Annotated in this window: 22 protein-coding genes; 12 read left to right on the forward strand and 10 right to left on the reverse strand. The window is 69.3% G+C overall.

Going from position 1 to position 22,335, the window contains the following annotated elements; translation table 11 throughout:
• Positions 1-201: 201 nt before the first annotated feature.
• The 7 genes from AADR41_RS33260 to AADR41_RS33290 all read right to left on the reverse strand — a co-directional run bounded on the left by AADR41_RS33260 (position 202) and on the right by AADR41_RS33290 (position 6,303).
• Positions 202-687: a hypothetical protein gene (locus AADR41_RS33260; RefSeq protein WP_342285470.1), complete on the reverse strand. Its 486-nt coding sequence runs from the start codon at positions 685-687 to the stop codon at positions 202-204.
• A gap of 139 nt (positions 688-826) precedes the next feature.
• Positions 827-1,510, reverse strand: a complete 684-nt coding sequence (gene ung / locus AADR41_RS33265; protein ID WP_342285471.1) for a uracil-DNA glycosylase — start codon at positions 1,508-1,510, stop codon at positions 827-829.
• An 87-nt stretch (positions 1,511-1,597) separates the two neighbouring features.
• On the reverse strand, positions 1,598-3,178 hold the full coding sequence (locus AADR41_RS33270) for an ABC transporter substrate-binding protein (RefSeq protein WP_342285473.1): 1,581 nt from the start codon (positions 3,176-3,178) through the stop codon (positions 1,598-1,600).
• A gap of 118 nt (positions 3,179-3,296) precedes the next feature.
• Entirely contained in the window at positions 3,297-4,052 is a 756-nt protein-coding gene (locus AADR41_RS33275; RefSeq protein WP_342285475.1) for an SDR family oxidoreductase, read from the reverse strand.
• A 20-nt stretch (positions 4,053-4,072) separates the two neighbouring features.
• Positions 4,073-4,834 carry a 3-oxoacyl-ACP reductase FabG gene (gene fabG / locus AADR41_RS33280; protein WP_342285477.1) on the reverse strand — a complete coding sequence of 254 codons (762 nt, stop codon included), beginning with the start codon at positions 4,832-4,834 and terminating at the stop codon, positions 4,073-4,075.
• 234 nt (positions 4,835-5,068) lie between these two features.
• On the reverse strand, positions 5,069-5,452 hold the full coding sequence (locus AADR41_RS33285; protein WP_342285479.1) for a DUF3037 domain-containing protein: 384 nt from the start codon (positions 5,450-5,452) through the stop codon (positions 5,069-5,071).
• The gene (locus AADR41_RS33290) at positions 5,449-6,303 is read right to left on the reverse strand and encodes a HipA family kinase (RefSeq protein WP_342285480.1); all 855 of its coding nucleotides are present in this window, start codon (positions 6,301-6,303) and stop codon (positions 5,449-5,451) included. The genes AADR41_RS33285 and AADR41_RS33290 overlap by 4 nt, the downstream gene beginning before the upstream one ends.
• Positions 6,304-6,827: 524 nt before the next feature.
• On the opposite strand from AADR41_RS33290, the gene AADR41_RS33300 reads away from it, so the two are divergent.
• Positions 6,828-7,199 (forward strand): helix-turn-helix domain-containing protein, encoded by a 372-nt coding sequence (locus AADR41_RS33300; RefSeq protein WP_342285481.1) that lies wholly within the window; start codon positions 6,828-6,830, stop codon positions 7,197-7,199.
• Between the two features lie 294 nt (positions 7,200-7,493).
• On the opposite strand, the gene AADR41_RS33305 is transcribed toward AADR41_RS33300, so the two are convergent.
• Positions 7,494-8,141: a class I SAM-dependent methyltransferase gene (locus tag AADR41_RS33305; protein ID WP_342285482.1), complete on the reverse strand. Its 648-nt coding sequence runs from the start codon at positions 8,139-8,141 to the stop codon at positions 7,494-7,496.
• A gap of 561 nt (positions 8,142-8,702) precedes the next feature.
• Positions 8,703-10,016: a hypothetical protein gene (locus AADR41_RS33310; RefSeq protein ID WP_342285483.1), complete on the reverse strand. Its 1,314-nt coding sequence runs from the start codon at positions 10,014-10,016 to the stop codon at positions 8,703-8,705.
• A 624-nt stretch (positions 10,017-10,640) separates the two neighbouring features.
• Here AADR41_RS33310 and AADR41_RS33315 point away from each other — a divergent pair.
• The 11 genes from AADR41_RS33315 (at position 10,641) to AADR41_RS33365 (ending at position 21,398) form a co-directional block, all read left to right on the forward strand.
• Positions 10,641-11,990 (forward strand): TfuA-like protein, encoded by a 1,350-nt coding sequence (locus AADR41_RS33315; protein ID WP_342285485.1) that lies wholly within the window; start codon positions 10,641-10,643, stop codon positions 11,988-11,990.
• The gene (locus tag AADR41_RS33320; protein ID WP_342285486.1) at positions 11,983-13,122 is read left to right on the forward strand and encodes a YcaO-like family protein; all 1,140 of its coding nucleotides are present in this window, start codon (positions 11,983-11,985) and stop codon (positions 13,120-13,122) included. Before AADR41_RS33315 ends, AADR41_RS33320 begins: the two co-directional genes overlap by 8 nt.
• A gap of 46 nt (positions 13,123-13,168) precedes the next feature.
• Entirely contained in the window at positions 13,169-14,242 is a 1,074-nt protein-coding gene (locus AADR41_RS33325) for a hypothetical protein (protein WP_342285488.1), read from the forward strand.
• Positions 14,243-14,345: 103 nt separating this feature from the next.
• Entirely contained in the window at positions 14,346-14,684 is a 339-nt protein-coding gene (locus AADR41_RS33330) for a hypothetical protein (RefSeq protein WP_342285490.1), read from the forward strand.
• On the forward strand, positions 14,681-15,799 hold the full coding sequence (locus AADR41_RS33335; RefSeq protein ID WP_342285492.1) for an acyl-CoA dehydrogenase family protein: 1,119 nt from the start codon (positions 14,681-14,683) through the stop codon (positions 15,797-15,799). The genes AADR41_RS33330 and AADR41_RS33335 overlap by 4 nt, the downstream gene beginning before the upstream one ends.
• A complete protein-coding gene (locus AADR41_RS33340; RefSeq protein ID WP_342285494.1) occupies positions 15,799-16,044 on the forward strand; it encodes a phosphopantetheine-binding protein in 246 nt (81 codons plus the stop codon). Before AADR41_RS33335 ends, AADR41_RS33340 begins: the two co-directional genes overlap by 1 nt.
• On the forward strand, positions 16,041-17,600 hold the full coding sequence (locus AADR41_RS33345) for an amino acid adenylation domain-containing protein (RefSeq protein WP_342285495.1): 1,560 nt from the start codon (positions 16,041-16,043) through the stop codon (positions 17,598-17,600). The genes AADR41_RS33340 and AADR41_RS33345 overlap by 4 nt, the downstream gene beginning before the upstream one ends.
• 15 nt (positions 17,601-17,615) lie before the next feature.
• Positions 17,616-18,911: an MFS transporter gene (locus AADR41_RS33350; RefSeq protein WP_342285497.1), complete on the forward strand. Its 1,296-nt coding sequence runs from the start codon at positions 17,616-17,618 to the stop codon at positions 18,909-18,911.
• A 62-nt stretch (positions 18,912-18,973) separates the two neighbouring features.
• Entirely contained in the window at positions 18,974-19,867 is an 894-nt protein-coding gene (locus AADR41_RS33355) for a phytanoyl-CoA dioxygenase family protein (protein WP_342285499.1), read from the forward strand.
• The gene (locus tag AADR41_RS33360; protein WP_342285501.1) at positions 19,857-20,435 is read left to right on the forward strand and encodes a hypothetical protein; all 579 of its coding nucleotides are present in this window, start codon (positions 19,857-19,859) and stop codon (positions 20,433-20,435) included. Before AADR41_RS33355 ends, AADR41_RS33360 begins: the two co-directional genes overlap by 11 nt.
• Positions 20,436-20,603: 168 nt before the next feature.
• Positions 20,604-21,398: a DUF6796 family protein gene (locus AADR41_RS33365; RefSeq protein WP_342285502.1), complete on the forward strand. Its 795-nt coding sequence runs from the start codon at positions 20,604-20,606 to the stop codon at positions 21,396-21,398.
• A 91-nt stretch (positions 21,399-21,489) separates the two neighbouring features.
• On the opposite strand, the gene AADR41_RS33370 is transcribed toward AADR41_RS33365, so the two are convergent.
• Positions 21,490-22,203 (reverse strand): class I SAM-dependent methyltransferase, encoded by a 714-nt coding sequence (locus AADR41_RS33370; RefSeq protein WP_342285504.1) that lies wholly within the window; start codon positions 22,201-22,203, stop codon positions 21,490-21,492.
• Positions 22,204-22,335 lie beyond the last annotated feature (132 nt).

The following is a 22,335-nucleotide window of genomic DNA, read 5'->3' on the forward strand; positions in this document are numbered from 1 at the left end:
CCGCCTGCCCCTCCCGCCGCGGCCGTACCGGCGCCGGCCCTGCCCGCCCCGGCCGCCGGGAGTGACATCTGCGCGCTGGGGAGGGGGTACGGGCACTGGCCCGCGGGCAGCCCGCAGTCCCGGATCTGCGACGACACCTTCGGCCACTGAGCCCGGACGGGAGAAGCGAGCAGTGGCCCGTCCACCGTGCACGGGCCACCCTCACAGCTCGCGCAGCCGCAGCTCCAGCCGCTCGATCGCCGCGCGCACCCCTCCCCCGTACCCGTCGTCCGACCCGTCGTCGGCGAGCACCCCGGAAGCGGCGCGCGCCCGGTCCAGGTGGATCCGGGCCGCGTCGGGGCGCCACAGCTTCACATAGTCCGCCGCGAGGTTGAGATGGAGCGAGGGGTAGAAGGCCCGCACCGCCGGCGCGTCGGGGTGCTGCGCCGCGCGCTCGTCACTCAGCCCGACGGCTGCGGTCAACGCCCTCAGGTCCCAGGCCAGTTCATCACCGGGGTCGTCCTGGGCGTCGGCCATGTAGTGGGCGAGGGTGCATCGGTGCAGGGCGTCGCCGTCCTCGCCGATCTCCGACCAGAGCTCGCCGAAACGATTGCGGGCCTCCTCGCGGTCACCCGCGTGCAGCAGCATGATCGCCTGGCCGATCCTGGTCATGACGGCGTCCTTGGACGCCTCCCGCTGCTCCGTCACTGCGACCTCCCTGCGTGCCCGTCCCCCCGTTCCCCGTCGACGCTAGCCGCAGCCGCCCCCGATCCCGCTGAGGCTCGGGCGGGCGCCCCGATGCTTCCCTCCGGACGCCCGCCACCGGCCGGGGCCGGGAGCCGCTGACTCAGCCCAGGTCGGGGATGCGCCAGTCGATGGCGTCGTGGCCCTGTGCCGCCACGGCCTCGTTGATCTGCGTGAACGGACGGGAGCCGAAGAACTTCTTGGCCGAGAGCGGCGAGGGGTGCGCCCCCTTCACGACCACATGACGCTCCTCGTCGATCAGCGGGAGCTTCTTCTGGGCGTAGTTGCCCCAGAGCACGAAGACCGCCGGGTCGGGGCGCGACGCGACCGCGCGGATCACGGCGTCGGTGAACTTCTCCCAGCCCTTGCCCTTGTGCGAGTTGGCCTCGCCCGAGCGGACCGTCAGCACGGCGTTCAGCAGGAGCACGCCCTGTTCGGCCCACGGCATCAGGTAGCCGTTGTCGGGGACCGGCAGGCCGAGCTCCTCCTTCATCTCCTTGTAGATGTTCCGCAGGGACGGCGGCGTCTTCACACCCGGCCGCACGGAGAAGCACAGCCCGTGGCCCTGCCCCTCGCCGTGGTACGGGTCCTGGCCGAGGACGAGGACCTTCACCCGGTCGTAGGGCGTGGCCTCCAGCGCGGCGAACACCTGGTCGCGCGGCGGATAGACCGGCCCCTTGGCCCGCTCCTCCTCGACGAACTCGGCGAGCTCCTTGAAGTACGGCTTCTGCAGCTCTTCGCCGAGGACGCCGCGCCAGGACTCGGGCAGCAGGTCGGTGTCGGTCACTTCAACAACCTCCGGTAAGCAATCAGCTTTTCAACCGAGAACCTACCGGGGACCACTGACAACGCGCCCTGCCGGTCCGCTTCCCGGCTACCAGCTGGCCTTGCGGTAGAACTCCCACATCTGCATGACGACCTGCGGGTCCAGGGCCCGCTCCCCGCCGCCGATGTCCTCGCCGGAGGCGACGTACAGCTTGCCCTGCCACAGCGGCAGCATCCGCACGTCGTCGACCAGGATCTTCTGGGCCCGCTCGAACTGCTTGCTGACGGCACCCCGGTCGCTCTCCTTGCGGGTCTGCGGCAGCAGCTCCTGGGTGATCTCGTTCTTGATGTACGGCATGCCCGTGACGCTGTTCTTGCCGACGAACGGGGCGATGAAGTTGTCCGGGTCCGGGAAGTCCGGGAACCAGCCGCGGCCGAAGACCGGGTACTGGCCCTTGTTGAAGCCTTCCTGGAACTCCTTCCAGGGCTTGCTCTTCAGCGTGATGCGGAACAGCCCGGAGCCCTCCAGCTGCCGCTTCAGCTCGTCGAACTCAAGGGCCGTGGAGGAGCCGTACCGGTCGGTCGTGAACCAGAACGTCATGTCGACGGGCTTGGTGATGCCTGCCCGGGTCAGGATCCGCTTGGCCTTGGCCCTATCCGGATCGCCGTAGCTGTCGAAGAAGCTGGTGGTGTGTCCCGCGATGCCCTTGGGGACCATCGAGTACAGCGGCTCCGCCGTGCCCTGGTAGACCTTCGCCACCAGGGCGTCACGGTCGACGAGCTGGGCGATGGCCCGTCGTACGGCCACGTTCCCGGCCGCCGGGTCCTCCGGGTTGAAGACCAGGAAGCGGATGTCCGCGCCGACCGACTCGACGATCTGGAGATGGCTGTCCTGGTCCCGGTTGTTCTCCAGGTCGACGACGTCCTCGGCGGTGAGGCCGCGGTAGATCGCGTCGATGGTGTTCTTCTTCAGGGCCCCGACCACGGTGCGCGAATCCTTGAAGTAGCGGATCGTCACCGCCTCGTTCTTGCGGTTGGCGAATCCCTTGTAGTCGGGGTTCTTCACCAGTTCCGCCCGGTTTCCGGGCTTGTACGAATCAAGGAGGTACGGACCGGATCCGGTGATCTTTCCGTCGCCGCGCACCTTGTGCTTCGAATAGTCACTGGGAGCCACCAACGACATGGCCGGCGTGGCGAGGATGAAGGGGAACGTCGCGTCCGGCTTGGTGAGGTGGAAGACGACTATGTCGTCCCCCTTGGTCTCGACCCGGTCGAGCGAGCCGAGCATGCCGACCGGGCCGCCCTTGACGTTGATCTCCGAGATCCGGTCGATGGAGTACTTCACCGCCTCGGCGTCGATCTTGTCCCCATTGGAGAATTTCAGACCCGCGCGGAGCTTGCACCGGTAGGAGGTGCTGGTGGTGTCGGTGAATTTGCACCATTCCGCGGCATCGGGCTCGGGGCTCGTACTGCCGGTGGGGAAACTCACCAGGGTCTGGAAGACATTCCGCATCAGCTCCCAGGAGTTGTCCCACGCCGCCGCCGGATCGAGGGTGGAGGGCTCGCTGGTCGTACCGACGACAATCTTCTGCTCGACTTCCGAACCGCTGTCGGAAAGAAGTCCGCAGCCTGCCAGCAGAGAAAGGGAAGCAAGGGCTGCAGCGGCCTGCAGACTGGCCCGGTAGAACACGTGAACGCTCCTCGATCAGCCATGGGTCGGCAGACCATACCGCAGTGCCCCGTCGGGTCAATCCACAGGCCCGACAGGGCACTTGAGTCAATCAGGGCCAAATCCGCTCAGGCCGTTCTCAGCCCACGCCCGCATTCAGGAAAATTCCTCCGTCGACCACCAGAGTCTGTCCCGTGATCCAGTCGGACTGGCTGGACGTGAGGAACGCGGCGGCGCCGCCGATGTCCTCCGGCATCCCCAGCCGGCCCAGCGGGTAGGCGGCCGCCGCCTCCTCCTCACGGCCCTCGTACAGCGCCTGGGCGAACTTGGTCTTCACGACCGCGGGAGCGATCGTGTTGACCCTGACGACGGGCGCGAACTCGTGCGCCAGCTGAATGGTCAGGTTGACCATCGCCGCCTTGCTGATGCCGTACGCGCCGATGAAGGGAGAGGCGGAGATCCCGGCGACCGAGGCGATGTTGACGATCGCCCCGCCGTTCTCCTTCTGCCATGCCTTCCAGGTCTGCTGAGCGAAGCCGAGCGCCGAGATCACATTGGTCTCGAAGACCTTGCGGGCGACATTGAGGTCGAGCTCCGCGATCGGCCCGAAGACCGGATTCGTGCCGGCGTTGTTGATCAGGAAGTCGACCCGGCCGAACGCCTCCATGGTGCGCTCGACGGCCACCACCCGGTGCTCCTCGTCGTGCGCCTTGCCCGCCACGGCGATCGCCCGGTCGGCCCCCAGCCGCTCGACGGCCTCCTTCAGGGCGTCCTCGCCGCGTCCGGTGATGCAGACCCGGTCGCCGCGGGCCACCAGCGCCTCGGCGATGCCGTAGCCGATGCCCCGGCTCCCGCCCGTGATGAGGGCGACCTTCCCGCTGTCCTGCACAGTCATGATGTCCGTAGCCCTTCGGGTCAGTTGAGCGGTCCGCCGGCGACGTACATGACCTGTCCGGAGACGAAGCCCGCGTCGTCGCCGGTGAAGAAGGCGATGGCGTTGGCGATGTCCTCGGGGTGCCCGACACGCTGTACCGGGATCTGCGTGGCGGCGGCGGCCTGGAACTCCTCGAAGCCCATGCCGACCCGGGCCGCCGTCTGCGCGGTCATCTCGGTGACGATGAAGCCGGGAGCCACGGCGTTGGCCGTGATGCCGAACTTGCCGAGCTCCTTGGCGAGGGTCTTGGTGAAGCCCTGGAGACCGGCCTTGACGGCGGCGTAGTTGGCCTGGCCCCGGTTGCCGAGCGCCGAGGAGGAGGAGAGCGAGACGATCCGGCCGAACTTGGCGTCCACCATGTGCTTCTGAACGGCCTTGGCCATCAGGAACGCACCCTTGAGGTGCACGTTCATCACGGTGTCCCAGTCGGACTCGGTCATCTTGAAGAGCAGGTTGTCGCGGAGCACGCCCGCGTTGTTGACGAGGATCGTCGGGGCGCCGAGCTCGGCGGCGACGCGCGCGACCGCGGCTTCCACCTGGGCGCTGTCCGACACGTCGCAGCCGACCGCGAGGGCGGTGCCACCGGCGGCGGTGATCTTCTCGACGGTGTCCTTGCAGGCCGCCTCGTCGAGGTCGAGTACGGCGACGGCCCGGCCCTCGGCCGCCAGGCGTACCGCGGTGGCGGCGCCAATGCCCCGCGCCGCTCCGGTCACGATGGCGACGCGCTGCTCGGTGGTGGACATGCTTGGTTCTCCTCGCCCTTGGATCGCCGCTCAGCGGACGTCGGGGCACCTCCGGCACGGAACCTCGTGTGCGCGGAACCTTCCCGATAGCTGAGCAACCGCTTAGTACCTTCAGCAGACGAGACGCTAGAAGCCCTGGCACCCGGTGTCAACGGCCCACGGCCGCCGGGGCGCATGTCACACCCGGCGGCGCCGCCCGGACCATGGCCGCGGGCGGCGGCGCGGGGCGGCGGATCAGCGCACCAGCAGTTCGAGCAGCCGCTCGACCTCGGCCGCCGGGTCGGTCGTGAGGCCGCTGTGCACGGGGCTCGGCTGGACGACGGTGGAGCGCGGCGCGATCAGCCACCGGAAGCGTCGTCCGGCGTCGTCACGGGCCGCCTGGCCCGCGTCCGCGCCGCCGAGGCACACACCCTCGACGGCATGCAGGGCGGCCCGTACACCCGTCACGTCGGCGGTGGGGTCCAGGGCCATCAGCTTGGTCTCGTCGAGATGGGTGCGGGCGGCCACGAAACCCCGCGCACGGCAGTAGACGACCACGCCCGCGTTGAAGAACTCGCCGCGCTGCACCCGCGGCACCACGCGCAGCAGCGCGTACTCGAAGACATCGCGCTCGCTCACCGTCGGCCGTCCTTCTGGTTCTTCTTGGTGGGGTGCGGCCAGGGTGCGAGGTGTTCGGTGAGCCAGCCGGGGGCCTGGGACGGCCTGGGCTCGGTGGGGCCCTCCATCGTGATCCGCTCGTGGATGGTCGCGGCGCGCGGCAGCAGCGCCTCCACATAGGCGCGGCGCAGCTCGTCGGTGGTGTCGAAGCCCGGCTCGTCCACCAGCCACTCGTCCGGGACGTCGGCGGCGACCTCGGTGAGCAGTTCCTCGGTGACCAGCGGGGCCAGCTCGGCGGCGGCCGCGGCGATGTCGGGTGCGAACGGTGCGAGCGCGTGGTCGGAGGCGTTGTACGGCTTGGCGGCGGACGCCTGGGCGCCGGGCCAGTTGTGCTGCCAGATCATGGTGGCACCGTGGTCGATGAGCCACAGGTCGCCGTGCCAGACCAGCATGTTCGGATTGCGCCAGGACCGGTCGACGTTGTTGATCAGCGCGTCGAACCAGACGACCCGGCCGGCCTCCCGCGGGTCCACCTGGTAGGCGAGCGAGTCGAAGCCGATCGATCCGGGCAGGAAGTCCATCCCGAGGTTGAGCCCGCCGCTGGCCTTCAGGAGCTCCTGCACCTCCTGGTCGGGCTCGGCGAGCCCGATGACCGGGTCGAGCTGGATCTGTACGAGGTCGGGGACCCGCAGCCCGAGCCGGCGGCCGAGCCGCCCGCAGATGACCTCCGCGACCAGCGTCTTGCGTCCCTGTCCGGCGCCGGTGAATTTCATGACGTAGGTGCCGAGATCGTCGGCCTCGACGATGCCGGGGAGCGAGCCGCCCTCACGCAGAGGCGTGACATAGCGAGTTGCTACAACCTCTTTCAACACTTTCCCGGGCCACCCATCTCTTCAGCCTTGCAATTAACGGAGGGTTTCCTCGGGGCACAGGAACGGAGCCACGGGTCGACGTCGCCGGGGAGAGTCCGGGGAGTCCCGATCGGCATGCCGGTCTTCCCGCTCCCCGGGCAGTCCGTCGACAGTGCCGCGTCCCTTGCCGCCAGCCTCCGGCATGAAGTGAGCATAGTAACCGAGGGTGATCGCGGGTGAGGAACGCCCGAGCCACCCGGCCAGGGTGACGACGGACTCTCCGGCTTCCGGCACGATCGAGGCGCAGGCGTGCCGAAGCACATGCAAACCGTCCTTCGGCGCCGCCTCCCACTGAGCTCTTTCCAAGTGGCCACTGATCGGCTGGATCTTGCTGCGCCCCGCGCGGGCCGGTGGGGCAGCCGGGGCACCGAGGACGGTCGGCTCACAATCCCCCGGGGGAAGGTGACTCGCCTGCCGGTACCGCTCAGTCGAGCAGCGACACCGGGACGCGGACGCGGCGGGAGCGGAACCATTCACCGAGCGCCTTGGCCTGCGAGTCGAACCGCAGGGAGGACGTCGATCCCGCGCGTCCACACCGCACCGTAGAGCGGATCACTCGGATCCTGGAGCTCGTCGCCTCGCACCCGGGCGGTTACACCCTCACGGAGATCGCTACGAAGCTGGACGACCCGAAGAGCTCGATCCAGGGGTTCGTCAATGGGCTGGTCGATACCGGCTACCTGGAGGAACTGGACAAGCGGTACTTCCTCGGCGCCGCCCCGTACATGCTGACGCTGCGAGCCGACCGGATGCCTGCCCGCAACATCAGACACTGCTGCCCCGCCCCCGAGCAGAGCGTCGATCGTGCCGCGCCCCTTGCCGCCGGCTTCCGGCAGGAAGCCACCGGGACCTGCTGATCGCAGCTCACCAGCAGCCCGGCGGCCCGATCGTTCTGCTCTGGGACTACCTCGACGTCCACAGAGCCGCCGGCCTGAGGGAGTTCCCCGAAGGCCGGGACTGGCCGACCACCGACTACCGGCCGCCCTACGCACCCGACCTCAACCCCGCCCAAGGCATCCGGCCCCTCCCGCGGCGCGGTGCGATCGCAAGGCGCCGGAGCGTCTGCGTGGCGGTGCCACTTGGGCGGTTCGGCAACGCAGGGAGCGTGCGTGCCGGGCCCCGCGCCGCCGCACGCATGTGCGAGACAGCCCTTAGTCCCGTACGAAGTCCGCCATGTACTGCACTCCGACGACGGCGATGTCCCGCAGTCGCCACGGCGTGCCGGCGGCAATCTCCTCAAGCTCCGCCGGGCTGGCGAAGAGGTAGTCGAACCAAGGAGTCGCCGTGATCCCGTCGCGGATACGAAAGCGCTGCTGACCAGGCATGCGGCCGCGCTCCAGGTTCCGCTCCCGGTAGATGGCGTGGAGCGGGTCACGCAGTGCGTAGGGATCCATCCCGACACCGAACAGCCTCCCGCCGGGGCGGGCCACGGAGGCCAGACGGGAGAGTACCTCCGGTCCTTGCTCGGGACCGGAAAGGAGACCGATGTTCTGGCCACCCAGCAGAACTGTGTCGAACAGGCCCAGGCTTCGGTCAACGGCATCCACTGACAACTCCAGGGCATCGACTCCCCGGGCGCGTGCCACGCGGACCGCACCCGGGGAGTTGTCGATGCCCAGCACATCCCGGCCTTGCCCGTGCAGCCATTCGGCATGCCGGCCGGGCCCACAGCCGACGTCGAGGACCCGGCCTGCGGCCCTCTGACAGATGTCTCGCTCCAGTGGCCCCCATGCGGAATACGGCGCAAAGTACCGGGCCACGTCGTTGACCGTCAGCAAGCCGTCGTCGCGCTCGATCACCTCCCAAGCCGTACCCGGGGCACCCCCCTCCCGCCATGCCCGCGAGACCGCCGAGCCGAACGCATCTCCTGTCTCCACGCCCCCTCCTTCAGCCGAGGATCTGAGAGAGAGCCGGGGTGGGCCAGGTACGCTCTCGCCGCGTCGTCGTTTCTGCGGCCGGACGCACAAGCCGGCGTGCCGTCGACACCCGGCCCTCCCGAGTCCGGCACTCCCGGCTGTCGCCGACCGACACACCGCAGGAGCGCTCCCGCCGGCCGGATGCACCAAGCAGCTTCTCCTCCGGAGCCCCGGCGATCACGTCGTTGAGTGCCGGGAAGTCCTCGCATGACGCATTTGGCGCGTGAATCCGCCCCTGTGTACGGCGGGGCGCGCCTTCAGCCGGGAGCACGGGCGGGCGGGCCGCTGCGCGGGGGCGGGGCGGCGCGATGAAGTCTGTGACCTGCGGCATTCTTTCTCCTACCAGTCCGATGCGGAGATCATCCAGTGCGGGCAGTCGAGGGCTGCGACGGGCTACGGGTTCGGGCAGGCGTCGTCCCGGACTTCACCGCCTGCCGCTCGTGCTCAGGCGAGGTACCGGCGGTCGAGGCTCCTCGGCACCACGGCCGGGTAGTTGAGGAAACGGCGGCGAGGCGGCGGCTGCTGCAATTGCGCAGGAACCAGGTCGCGGCCCCCAGCAGCAATCGCCATGAGCCGTGGCGCGAAGGTGACGTCATGCTGCCGCGCGGCAGCCTCCAGGCGATAGGCGACCCCTTCGTGCACCACGTTCTCGTCCCGTGTGGCCAGGTAGACGAACGTCGGATCGACTTCATGCAGCAGGGACTTCGGGATGCGGGCCGGCAGGCTGAGCGCGTAGTAGCGCGGCCACTCGCGCAGCCGGTGCCGTTCCAGCCAGGAGCGGCCGAAGGGGCGCAGACCGGTGAACATGGCGAAGCTCCACTCAAGCTTGATCCCGGCGACGACCAGGAGGAAGTTCATGGCAAAGGCGAGCGCGACGAGGCCGCAGGCGAGAGGCGCCCAAGGCGCGGAACGGTCGGGACCGGGCGCCGACAGGAACGCCGTCGCGCACAGGGCGCCGTACACCATCCCCTGGAAGAGGTCCTTCATCAGCCAGCTGGCAGACCGGCGTCCCTTGGCGGTCCTGCCCGCGGCCATGGACAGCAGGCCCACGAGGAGCGCTGTCGCCCACAGGGCCCACGCGGAGCCGGCCGGCGCGATCCGGCCGTCGGACGAGAACACCGTCACCCATAGGGCCAGGGCCACCACCGAGAAGGGGTAGTTGCCCGACACGCCGAAGGCCAGGTGCATCAGGATCGCGAGTCCCAGGGCCCACCGTTCCGCGCCGGGGATACAGGCGAGCGCACCGGTCAGCAGCTCGACGACGATCACCAGGGCCGGCACGGCACTCACGAGCCGCGGCAAGTCCGGCAGACCGAGCAGGCGCAGGTAGTGGGCGGTGACGACCCGACCGGCGCTGCGCTTGGTGAACAGATACTCACCGTTGGTCTTCAGCAGGGCTGCCGTCAGGTACACGCCCGCAAGCACGGCCTCAGCGACCACGGCGTGGAGGGGGCGCGGAGCGAACGCCAGGGCCGCCGCGACCACGGCCCCGAGCCAGCAGTGATCCGAGAGCCGGACCTGGGTGGCGAGCATCCAGAAAGCGATCAGCAGGACCACGGCCGTACGGCCGGCGAGTGACGGGATCGTCAGCGAGACGATCAGGGCCGCCGGCAGAGCGGCCAGCTGCCCTGCCGCCGCAGTCCGGCGGGGCAGCCGGATACCGAAGACCGGCGCGTAGTGCTGCCCTGTCCCCGCGAAACCGTATTCCCAAAGCCGGTTGACCTGATGAAAAAGAAGCGCAGCGACAATCAGCCCCATGGGCGTGAACCGAAAATCCACTCGCACCTCCGGTTATTGCGCGAGTTATTGCGCGAGCAATTCAGTGGATCACCCACCGCGTTCGATCTTGTACGCCAGCTCCCGCACAGTCAACGGCGCTTTCGAGACAGCAAACGGTCAGATTCAACCAATGCTCAGCGTTCGGACTATTCCTTGGTATCCTTCTGACCTGCATCTTCATCTATCGAATGTGCAAACTTGACATCAAAGTGCAGCGCAAACAGGCAAAGCAATGTCAAAGTTTCTCACTGCTCGAAACTAAAATGCCATAGCGGCCGAAAGCAGCCGGAACGAGTAGCCCAAATTTACCCCCTGGACACTCGGCGGGAGGCCGCTGTAGCGTCCATTTGACGCCACTGGGGCGCCGAGAGTTTCCTCATTTAAATGAATGGGAGAAAGACATGGCTGACGTCACTTCCGAGACCATCAGCGAGGTCGAGGAGATCGCGGGCGAGGACTTCGAGGTCCTGTTCGCAGAGACCCCGCTGATCATCACCGACAGCGAAGTGCGCAACTGACCCAGCGAGCCTCCGGCGGTGCGCGCTGACCGATCCGTCCGATCCGGTTCGACCGCCGGCACGCCGTTGTTGAGAGGGGAGGGGCATGGCGGTACATGTGTTCGTCGGGCCGTCGTGCCCCGAACCTCTGGTGAGACGGCGCCACCCGAACATCGTGGTGCATGGCCCGATCCGGCATGGCGGCCTCTTCCCGCGTGCGTTCTCCGCCGGAGACGTCGTCGTCATCGTGGACGGGATCTACCACCAGCGCCTGGCACTTCGGCACAAGGAGATCCTGGACGCCCTGGCACGCGGGGTGGCAGTCATCGGTGCGGCCAGCATCGGAGCCCTGCGCGCCACCGAGCTCGACCAGTTCGGCATGATCGGCGTCGGCCGGGTCTACGGCTGGTTCCGCGACGGCGTGTTCGACGGGGACGACGCCGTCAGCGTGGCCCACGGCGAGACTGGTTCGTTCACCGGACTCAACGTGCCCCTGGTGAACGTGCACGCCGCGATTCTGGCCGCCCAGGAGGCGGGCGTCCTCACGCAGCAGGCCGGCCAGATCCTGATGGAGCAGATGGAGAGGGAGTACTACCCGCTACGCACTCAGGAACGGATCCTTGCAGCGGCGCGGGAGCACGGTGAGAGGGCCTTCGCGGACTGGTACGCCGGCCGACTCGGCGCCGGTCCGGACTCCTTCGACCAGAAGCGGGCGGACACGCTTGAGGCCCTGGCGCTGGCCGAGCGCCTCGGCCACCGCCCGCCCGGCACGCGGCTTCCCGCAGTGGCAGGCGACCGACCAGCAGGTCCGGCACGGGCATGGGTGGCACCGGCCTCGTCCGCGACGAGCGACCGGGACTGGCGCACCGAGTACCACCGGCGCTGGCGCAACCATTTCGCGCCCGCCGATCCCTTGCTGCGGCACCGGGTCGCCTACCAGCAGATCTTCGCCGCGGACTTCCCCGATGTCTGGTGGGACTTCCTGCACCGCCGAGCGGATGCGGCAGGCGTCGGCTCCCCCGGGGGCCTCCGTGAGCACGTCCTGCGGCAGCTCGGCCCCACGGCCGCCCGATGGCACGACGAACCGGCCTTGCGCAGCCGCATCACGGCCCTGCTGTGCCCGCTGCCCGACTTGGCGGACCCCGTCGAGGCGGACCTGCTGCTGCGGCGGGAATCGGCCGAGGACCGGGCCCGGGTCACCGGCTGGCTGGAGCGCACCCGACACCACCTGGACACGCACCCGGAACGCAGCCTCGCCCAGATGTCCGGCGCCGTCTGCGAACGGCTGCTCCGCCTGATCTGGAACGTGGGCCCGGACGCCGAACTGAACATGGAGTGCACCCGACGGGGCCTTCCGTCCGTGCACCACGCGGCAGTCGCTCTGCGCCCTTTCGCCGTCGGCTACCTGAGCTCCCACACGGCACGACTGCCCGCCGGAGGCGAGGTACGTGCATAAGGTCGAACTGCCCGGCACGCATCGCGCGGTCGCCCCCGAGACCACCTGGAAGCGGATCGCGCCCCGCCTGCGCCGTTATGGCATCACCCGAGTCGCCGACGTCACCCGCCTGGACAACATCGGCATCCCCGTCTTCCTCGCCGTACGGCCCGAGTCGGAGACCCTGGCTGTGTCCCAGGGCAAGGGAGCCACCCCGCTGCTCGCCAGGATCTCCGCCGTCATGGAGTCCATCGAGCTGTGGCACGCGGAGCGGCCTCCTCTCGACACCTTCACCGCCACACCCGCACAGCTGCGCCTGCCGTACGCCCTCACCGACCTGAACCTTCGGGTGACGGACGGGTGGACCGGCCAACTGCAGCTGTCGTGGGTCCAGGCCCGGTCGTTGCTGGACGGCCGGACCGTACCGGTGCCCCTCGATCTGGTCCGGCTCTCCTACAGCGGACCGCACTTCTGGCGACCGCGCCTCTTCGAGTCCAGCAGTACCGGGCTCGCCTCCGGCAACACGTTCACCGAGGCCTGCCTGCACGCCCTGTACGAGGCGGTCGAACGCGATGTCATGGCCGCCCGCCCGTCCGGCGTTGCCCCTCGGTGGCCGGCAATCGCCCCGGACACGATCCAGGACATGCACCTGCGGACGCTGCTCAACCAGCTCACCGACGCCGGAGTGGACTTCCGTCTCTCCTGCATCCCGAACCGGTTCTCCGTACCGACGTTCGCCGCATTCGTGTGGTCACCTCTGTTCCCCATCGTCTGCGCGGGCTCGGGCAGCCACCTGGACCCCGTGGTCGCCGCGTCCCGGGCCCTGACCGAGGCGGTGCAGAGCAGACTGACCGAGATCAGCTCCACCCGTGACGACATCCCCTCGGACCAGGACGCCTCGCGGGACGGGAGCCCGGCGCCCCGCTTCCCCGACGGCCCGGACGGGGAAGCCTTCGACGAAGCACTGCGCGGCCACGGAGCAGCTCACCACGACCTGCGGGAAGAACTGGCCGACGTGACGCGGCGGATCACAGACGTAACCGGCCATGCCCCTCTGGTGGTCCGGCTGTCCGATCCGGACGAACCGTTCGGCGTCGTTCGGGTCGTCTGTCCCGGCCTGTCCTTCACCGAGGGACGCACCCTCTCCGCCTGACAACCAGTGCCTGTGACGCACAGACCCAGCCATTGCGAGGTTTCCAGTGAAGATTCAGCGGGACCGGTTTCGGCACCCGGACGGATACGTCCTTGAGTACGAGGTGACCGTCCCCGACGTTGTCGAGAGTCCCTACCTGCACATCCTCTTCCACGGGTTCAGCCGCATCGAGAGGCATGTGCCACCGGTCTTCGCACGCAAGCAGTGGAAGCAGGCGGAGCGGTCCGTATGTCTGTCCTTCTCCGACCCCATCCACATGTACACCCAGGCCTCGTGCTGCGGCTGGTTCCTGCTGGGCGAGGAGCAGTTCGCGCCACGGATGTACGACCTTCGCGCCACCTTGCTGGAACGCCACGGCCTGCGCGGAACCGTGTGGCACGGCCTGTCGTCGGGTGGCTATGCGGCGCTCAAGCACTGCATGCGGGCGGGCGGCGACGACCTCGCGTTCGTCATCTCCCCGCACGACGACCCGACGATTCTGCCCCAGTGGGAGCGCGAGGCCGAGCCCTTCACCGGTCTGCCCGGCATGGCCGCTCCACAGAAGACGACCGACATCATCGCCGACTGGGCCGCGCCGGACGCCGGACGCTACCTCCACGCCCTGGTGTCGGAGAAGGACTCCTACTTCGCGCTCCAGCACCTGCGGCCCATCATGGCCGGACTGGGCGGCCACCCGAGCGCCCGGGCCGTCATGCTCCGCGACGGCCGTGGCCACGGCTTCGTCCAGGACTCCGACTACGACTTCCAGCTCCAGCAGGCCGTCCACGGCTGGGAGAGCCATCAGGCACACCGCGACACCGTGGCGGTGAGCATCGACGAGCGGTACAGGATGGAGGACGCGGTGTCCCAGGCCGAGGTCGTCCTGTCGGCACCCCTCGCCCGGTTCGCCGGCGGTGAGACCAGGTTCCGGGTACCCGCGGGCACGTTCCGCGAGGTCATCGGCAGGGTCTACGAGCGCCATCCTGCGCTGCGACAGCGCATGGCGGACAGCTCCGGCAGCTTCCTGCCCTTCGTGAGTGTCTACCTCGGTGAGGACAATATCCGCGACCTCGGCTCACTGGACGTCGTTGTCGCGCCCCGGGCCACCGTGCTGATCATGTCGGCGGTGGCCGGTGGCTAGCCCGGTACGACGGCGGACCATCCGTGAGGCAACGGCGGCGGACGCCGGGGCCATCCGTGAGATCCACGGGGGCGGTGACGTGGAGGAGTTCGCTCTCCGGTTAGTGGACCGCGCCACCGCACCCGGCACCACGCACTACATCGCCGAGTCGGAAGGCCAGGTCGTCGCGGCCTTCGCCCTCACCACGCTCGGCCGGTTGCGGCCCGGGGGAAGGAGCCGGCTGATCCTCCACGAAATCGGACTCCGGCCGAACATCCGGGGCACCGGCATCGCCGAGGAGATCTTCAACTGGCTCGCGACAAGCCTCGGCGTGGGTACCGGCCGGGAGCTGCTGGCGCTGACACCGCTCGGCCAACGCCCTTCCGCCTTCGACGCGTTCGGACTGTCCAAGTCCCACCAAGTGTTCCGGTGGCCGGTCAGGGACGGAGGTGAGCTGCGGTGACGCACCGTGTGTCCCCCCAGGAGGAGTTCACTGCCTGGCTGGTCGGGCTGCGGTCCTGGGCGGCCAAGTGCCGGAACGACGACGGGCTCTGGCGCACGGCGGCAGCGCAGGGGCTGTTGTCTCTGGCTGTCCCCGAGTCCGCGGGCGGCAGCGGCGCCGGATACGAAGCCGCGTGCCTGGCGCTGGAGGCGTTCGCCGAGGAGAGCGGGCTGAGCGGCTCGCCCTTCGCGATGGCCGCGCAGCTGTGGGCCTGCCAGGAACCTCTGCTCGAATTCGGCAACAGGGCCCAGCAGGACCGGTATCTGACCCCGCTCCTCGCCGGCACCGCAGTCGGCGCTTTCGCGGCCACCGAGTACGACTCCGGCTCCGACCTGCTGGCCCTGCGCACCCGCGCCGACCGCGAGGGCGAGGGACGCTGGCGGCTGAACGGCGCCAAGACCTTCGTCACCAACGGGCCGACGGCCGACATCTTCCTCATCCTCGCCCGCACCGCCGAGGGCAGCGCCCTTTCCGGGCTCACCGCGTTCCTCGCTCCCCGGGACACCGCCGGGCTCCACATCGGCACGGTCATCGACAAGACCGGGCTGGCGGGCGCGGACCTGGGATCCCTGCACCTCGACGACTGTGTGCTCGACGACACCGATCTGCTCGGTAGCCCCGGCGGCGGATTCGCCGTCCTCATGCATGCCATGCGCCACGAGCGGGCGTTCATCCTCGCCCCGACGCTCGGGCTGATGGCCCGAGCACTGCGCCAGGCCGTGGAACACGCCCGGTCTCGCAGCCAGTTCGGTCATCCCCTGGCCTCCTACGACACCATCCGCCGGCGTCTGGTCCGCATGCACGTGAGTCTGACCAGCGCACGCGAGCTACTCCACGCCACAGCCCGCCGCGCTGACGCGGGCACCCTTGACCACGGCCGCTCCTCACTGACGAAACTTCACGTCAGTACTGAGTTCAACCGTTTCTGCCAGGAGCTTCCGGACGTATACGGCGGTTACGCTCTGCTGCCGGAGACGGGGGTGGCCGCCCTGCTGGCCGACGCGGTGGCCAGCAGGTACTACTCCGGGACCTCGGACATGCAGATGAAGATCATCGCGGAAGGACTGGGTTTGTGATGGCTGAAGACTCCGTGCTGCGGACCGTGCTGGCAGCGGTCCGGGAGGTGGCGCCGGGAGCCGAAGTGAACGAGGACACCCAGCTGATCGCCCACCGCATCATCGACTCCCTGTCGCTGTTGAACCTGGTGGCGCTGCTGGAGAAGGAATTCTCCGTCGCCGTACGCGACTCGGAGATCCTCCCGGCTCATTTCGAGACCCCACTCGCCATCCGGGCGTTTTTGAAGTCCAAGGGGCACTCATGACTTCCAGCCGTTCGTTGGTGGACGACCTGCGTACGACCGCTGCCCGTCACGGCGGCCGCACCGCCGTCATCGACGGTACCGGCACGCTCAGCTACGCCCGGCTGGACGGCATGGCCGACCGCATCGCCCTGGCGCTGCGTGATGCGGGCGTCCGGCCAGGAGAATGCGTCGCCTGGCACGGCGCGAAGTCCTGTCTGGCGGTGTCAGCCGTGCACGGCATCCTCCGCTCCGGAGCAGGGTATGTGCCCGTCGATCCGGACGGCCCGATTGCCCGCGCCCGGCTCATCGCCGACCGCAGCCGGCCCCGTGTCATCGTGACGGACACCCCGGCCCGCGACCAGTGGCACACGGTGGCTCCGGACCTCGCCTGGCAGACGCTGCCCACGGGATCCCCGGCGGACGCACCCCTGTGGTACGCGATCCCGCCGACCGCCCCACGCGCACCACTGCCGGATCTCGCCTATGTGTTCCACACCTCCGGCAGCACCGGCCACCCCAAGGGAGTGGTACACACGCATGCGAGCGCCTCCGCCTTCGTCGACTGGTCCGTCGACGAGCTGCGGCTCACCGCGCAGGACGTCGTCATCAACTCGGCGCCCCTGCACTTCGACCCCACCACGCTGCACCTGTTCGGCGCCGCGCGGGTGGGTGCCGCCGTCGCACTGATGCCCGCCTCGGCAGCGCCCTTCCCCGCCGCCTACATCGACTTCTGCCGTCAGGTGGGCGGCACGGTCTGGTATGCCGTGACCTCGACCCTCGTCTGGCTGGCCCGCCGGGGCACAGGCCTGCTGCCGCAGCTCGGATCGCTGCGCGCCGCCGTGGTGGGCGGCGAGGTGCTGCCGCCGGCTGACGTGAACACCCTGCTCGCGGCCGTACCGGAGATGCGGCTGCTCAACGTGTACGGACCGACGGAGAGCAACGTCTGCACCTTCCAGGAGATCCGGGGGCCGCAGCCTCTCGACGCGGTTGTTCCCATCGGCCGGGTACTGCCCGGCGCAGAGATTCTCCTGGTGGACGAGAACCTGGAACCGGTGCGGCCCGGCGGCACGGGGCAGTTGCTGGTCCGCGGCAGCATGCTGATGGAGGGCTACCTGGACCCGGAGCAGACAGCGCGAGCCTTCGTGCGAACCTCGGACGGCCATCAGTGGTACGCCACCGGGGACACGGCCCGGGAGAACGCGGCGGGCGAGCTCGAATTCCTCGGCCGCCAGGACGCCCAGGTCAAATCACGCGGCTTCCGGGTGGAACTGGGCGAAATCGAACGGCATCTGCACACCCTCGACGGCGTACACGAATGTGTGGTCGTGGCCACACCGGATGCCCTCTTCTCCACCGTGCTCACCGCCTTCGTGAGCGCGGACGGCATCGACGACGTCAAGGCACTGCCCCACCTGCTGCGGGACCGGCTGCCGCACTACATGATCCCGCAACGGATCGTCATGGTCACGGGAGCGCTGCCGAGGAACTCCAACGGCAAGGCAGACCGGAAGGCGCTCACCGGGCTCGCCGCCCAGCCGGCCCTCGGCGACAGCCCCGGGCTGACGATCGTCCATTGAAGAAGGGCCGTGTCCATGTCGCTCCCCTCATCGCCCCGTGTCGCCACCGACGAGGCCATCGACGACGCCGTCGAAGTCCTCAAGGTCCCTGATTTCAGACGGCTGTGGGCAGCGAACGGATTCCGGTACGCAGCCGTCGAGGTGGCCTCCTTCGCCCTGCCGGTCACCGCCCTGCTCCTGCTGCACGCACAGCCGCTGACGATGAGCTTGATCTTCGTATGCAGCAGGGCCGGGTTTCTCACCATCGGGCTGCCGGCCGGGGTGTGGATCGACCGCATGCGTAAGAAGCCCGTGCTGATCTGTGCCGACATCGTGTACGCGGTCGCGTTCGCCAGCGTGCCGATCGCCTACTTCCTGGGCGTGCTCGCCGTGCCCCAACTCGTCGCGGTGGCCCTGGTGGTGAGCCTGGCGGGCGTCTTCTTCGACGTGGCGCACAGCAGTGTGCTGCCCTACGTGCTCCCCCGGCGGCGGGTGGCCGACGGCAACGCCCGCCTTCAGAGTTCCGAGACCGCCATCCAGGCCGTCTCTCCCAGCATCGCCGGCGTGGTGACGCAGGGCGTGGCCGCCCCACTCCTGTACTGCTTCGCCGCGATCGGTCACCTCGTGTCGCTCCTGCTGCTGCGGCGGATCCAGCCACAGGGCGACATCGCCCGGGGCCCGGCCAAGGCCGAGCAGAAGTTCGGGCGGGAGATCACGGACGGGATACGTGTCCTGTTCCGGCAGCCCTTGTTGCGGCTGCTGCTCAACCAGGCCGCTCTCAACAACGTCGGCGCGGGCATCCTCCTGTCGATGCTGCCGATATTCCTCCTGAAGGAGATCGGGGTGGCCACCTGGCTGTACGGGCTGCTGTCCACCCTCGGGGCTGTGGCCGGTTTCGCCACCTCCCTGCTGGCACCACGACTGCGCCGGCGCTTCGGCGAGATCCGCATGACGCTGGTCTTCTCCGGCCTGGCCCCGTTCGCCGTGCTGGCGGCCCCACTCGCCGGAGTGTTCCGCCCGGCCGCGGTTCCTCTCATCGCGGTGGCGGAGGTCCTCATCGGCATCGCCATCGTCGGCAGGGCCGTGTCCACCGCCGGGCTCCGCGCGCGGGTGACCCCCGACGCCTACATGGGCCGTGTGACGGCGGCGTACAGCGTGGTCATCCAGGGAGCCACGCCCATCGGGGCGCTCGTCGGCGGCCTGGTCGCCGGCTACTGGTCCACCGGCACGGCTCTGTGGGTCGGTGGGCTGGTGATGGCCCTGCCCCTCGTCCTGCTGCTGTTCTCCCCCCTGAGCCGCCACCGCACGCTCCCGGCCGAGTGGGAGGTGTAGCCCCCGTGCACCAGCGATCACCCACCGCAGAGAAACGACGAACGGTTCATACGGAGACACGAATGACCCCATTGGAACAGGCCGCTGCCGAGTACGAGGAGCGCGGCTTCGCGATCATCCGCAACGTTGTCCCCGAGGGCCTCCTGCAAGAGGCGCGCAGCCACGTCGAGTGGCTGACGGCCAAGTACCCGGAATTGCGCCCGGAGCACTTTCACCACCCGCTGATCCGTAACGACGCCTTCTGGGTCCGCCTGGTGTCGGACTCGCGCCTGGTGGACATCGGCGAGCGCTTCCTCGGCCCAAGCCTCGCCTGCTTCACCGCGCACTACATCTGCAAGCCGCCGTACGACGGCCAGCCGGTGCTGTGGCACCAGGACGGCGCCTACTGGAAACTGGCACCGATGCAGGCGCTGACGGTCTGGCTTGCCATCGACGAGAGCAGCACGGAGAACGGCTGTCTGCGCATGATCCCCGGCAGCCACAAGTTGCCGCTGTACCCACCGAACCCGCGCACGGACAAGCCCAACATGCTCTTCTCGGAGGCCGACACCGAGCTGGTGACCCGGTGGGCCGCGGAACAGGGCATCGTCGAAATCGAGTTGAACCCCGGCGACGTTTCGATCCACCACCCACACCTGCTGCACTGCTCAGAGGCGAACACGTCGCCCAAGCGGCGCTGCGGGCTGGACATCGGCTACATCTCGACATCGACCCTCATCGGGAGCCGGGGACTGTACCTGGACCCGGTGCTGGTCCGAGGGAAGCCCGTCGACGGCGTGAACACCTACCGGAAGCCGCCCCGGTACATGCCGGACGAGACCATCCCCTTCGCCGGGCACGACAGCTGGAACGACCAGCCGGGCGTCGCTGCGGCAGGGACCTCATCGGCGGAGTCCCCACTCGCGACGACCGAGCGCATGATCGACCGGCTGCAGGAGGGCACCGTTGCCCGCTGAAGCCCGCCCCGAGCAGAGGGTCGTCCACCTGCGCGACCGGGACGACGGCCAGCGCATGAAGGACGTCGTCTACGTCCACCCGCCGAGCTACAGGGGGGCCGAGTTCCCGAACCCGGCGGGACTGCCGCGCCCTGTGGTGGCCGGGCTTCCCTTTCCCTGGGTCACCCCCATGGGCATGAGTGGGCCGCTCTTCAGGGAGGTCGAACGGGTCAAAGCAGAACTGTGCCGCCGTCTGTGGGGCTGTCAGGTCTGTGGAAACGACCTCGACACGACCGCCTGGGTAGCGCTGGAGAGGCCCGAGGAGGGGTCGCCGGTGATCACATCCTCCGCGATACACCGCACATGCCTGCGCCTCGCCGTGGAGCACTGTCCCGTCCTGGGCAATGCGGCCAACGGCTATGCCTTCACCGAGGTGTTCGAGGACGACATCACCACTGCCGCCGGCGAACACAACCACGAGCGGGCTCCGAAGGCCCGATGGTATCTGCGGCCGGTCTCCGAAACCTCACAGCCCGGCCGCCCCAGGGCTTTCCTCTCCCTCCTCCAGGTACTCGACGGGCCCTCTTAGTGTGTTGGAGTGCTCGCGCCGAGCGGAGTTCCGGAGAAGGAGCGGCCGCCTCCGGTCGGCGCCCACGGGGTGCGTGCGGACCGGCGCCGCACCTGGCACACCAACACCGCCCCATTCACCTTAGGTTAGGCTAACCTGACCATGATCACTGCGTGAGGGGCTGTCGTCGTGTGGACGCATGCAAACAGAACAGGACAGATACGGCTCGCCGGGATCGCGGGCGTTGTGGCGTCGATCGCCTGGCTCGTCGGGGACATCCTGCTCCTGGGCAAGCCCGTGGCATCGCCCGGCGACCATCCCCTGCTGAATGGCTATGACGGTATGGCCGGTGCCTCGCTGGCGGCCATGCTGTCGGCTTCCACCACCCGGCTGGCGTGGGGAGCGCTGCTCGGCGTGCTGACCGGTCCGCTCTATCTGGTCGCGTGCTGGCATCTGTACCAGGGGCTCCGCCCGGCGCGCCGGTTGCTCTCGCTGCCGCCCTTCCTGCTGCTGATCACGGGTTTCGCCCTCGCCCCCTTCGCTCATGGCTCCTTCTTCTACTGGGGCCAGGCGGCCAAGGTGATCGACGCCTCCGGCGCCCGGTCCGCCGAACTGGACGCGCTGCCGGGCGACTTGGCGGGCGTGCTGTTCCTCCCGTACGCGGTGCTGCTGGCCTGCTGGGTGCTGGGCTCCGTCTGGATGGCCGTGTGTGTGCTCTGGTGCACGACCGCCTTCCCCCGGTGGATGTGTGCCGTGAACCCACTGGTCTGCGTGCCCGTCGGGGCCCTCGTCACCACGCTGGCGCCCGGTCCCGTGGGGACCGCGATCCAGGGGGCGCAGCTGAGCATCGGCAACCTGCTGTTCTTCTCGCTGTCGACCGTCGCGCTGTGGAACGTCCGCCCGGGCGCCGAGGCGCACCGGCCGACGCCGGTACCCGCACCGAGCGCGGCCGGGCCGGCGGAACGAGAGGTCCCGTCCGTGTGACCACCGGGGCGCCGGCCGCATCCCACGCCCCCGTGACCGACGGGGGCGTGGGATGCGCCGATCCGAGCCCGTACCGAATCCCGCTCGCCCCTTACCGGCGGCCGGAATTCGGGGGCCGCGGCCGGCGGACGGCAGACGCCAGCAGCGTTTCGGCCGTACGCGGCCCTCGACCGGCGGCGGCCGGCGTGATGATGGTGATCTCGGTGAACCCGGCCTCTTCGAGGGCCCTCGTCCACACGTGCTCCTTGAGCACCCAGCGGCGCATCGTGGCCGCTCCCCCTTCCGGTGTCCTTGCCGGGATGTCGGCGGGCACGACGTCGTCCCGGGCGTGCTCGCCGCTCGGGTAGTGGGCACGGGTGGAGAACACCAGCCGCCCGCCGGGCCGCAGCGCGGCGGCCGCGGCCGGCAGGAGCTTCCGGGGCTCGGTGAAGTCGACCGCGCCGAAGACGCTGTAGAGCACGTCGTAGGTGTGGGTCATCGCGTGCAGGTGGGCCACGGCGTCGGACAACACGGTGCACAGGCGCGGCGCGAGATGGCCGTACAGGCCGGTGGCCATGGCGTACTGCGCCGGTGAGGCGTCGACCGCGACGACCCGGGCGGGTCGGTGATGGACGGCCAGGTGTGCGGCGTGCCGGGCCGTCCCGGCGCCGAGCTCGCCGACGCACCGGCCGGTCAGGGGGCCGAGGACTTCCGGGCCGGGTCCACCGTCCTGGTTCCAGGTCCAGCGAAAGGTCTTCGGGACGGTCCGGTCGGTGGTGGCGCGGACCCGGCCGTAGTGGTGCCAAAGGTCTCCGGTGGTGTTCATCCGTCCCTTCCTGGCGGGCGCGGGCGCGGCCTCGCGCCGTGCCCGCGGTAGAGATGGGCGGCGAGGGCGATGGCGGTGTGAGTGGCGGGGTGGGCGTCGTGGGGGCGCCAGATGAGGTGGACGGGGATGGGG

The sequence above is a fragment of the Streptomyces sp. CLV115 genome (assembly GCF_038448545.1).
Classification (GTDB): Bacteria; Actinomycetota; Actinomycetes; order Streptomycetales; family Streptomycetaceae; genus Streptomyces; species Streptomyces sanglieri.

Excerpts from the sequence above, each read along its gene's own strand:
- AADR41_RS33345 (WP_342285495.1), top strand. The coding sequence starts at position 16,041 with ATGACTTCCAGCCGTTCGTTGGTGGACGACCTGCGTACGACCGCTGCC.
- AADR41_RS33315 (WP_342285485.1), top strand. The coding sequence starts at position 10,641 with ATGGCGGTACATGTGTTCGTCGGGCCGTCGTGCCCCGAACCTCTGGTG.
- AADR41_RS33355 (WP_342285499.1), top strand. The coding sequence starts at position 18,974 with ATGACCCCATTGGAACAGGCCGCTGCCGAGTACGAGGAGCGCGGCTTC.
- AADR41_RS33340 (WP_342285494.1), top strand. The coding sequence starts at position 15,799 with ATGGCTGAAGACTCCGTGCTGCGGACCGTGCTGGCAGCGGTCCGGGAG.
- AADR41_RS33350 (WP_342285497.1), top strand. The coding sequence starts at position 17,616 with ATGTCGCTCCCCTCATCGCCCCGTGTCGCCACCGACGAGGCCATCGAC.
- AADR41_RS33310 (WP_342285483.1), bottom strand. The coding sequence starts at position 10,016 with ATGGGGCTGATTGTCGCTGCGCTTCTTTTTCATCAGGTCAACCGGCTT.
- fabG (WP_342285477.1), bottom strand. The coding sequence starts at position 4,834 with ATGTCCACCACCGAGCAGCGCGTCGCCATCGTGACCGGAGCGGCGCGG.
- AADR41_RS33275 (WP_342285475.1), bottom strand. The coding sequence starts at position 4,052 with ATGACTGTGCAGGACAGCGGGAAGGTCGCCCTCATCACGGGCGGGAGC.
- AADR41_RS33370 (WP_342285504.1), bottom strand. The coding sequence starts at position 22,203 with ATGAACACCACCGGAGACCTTTGGCACCACTACGGCCGGGTCCGCGCC.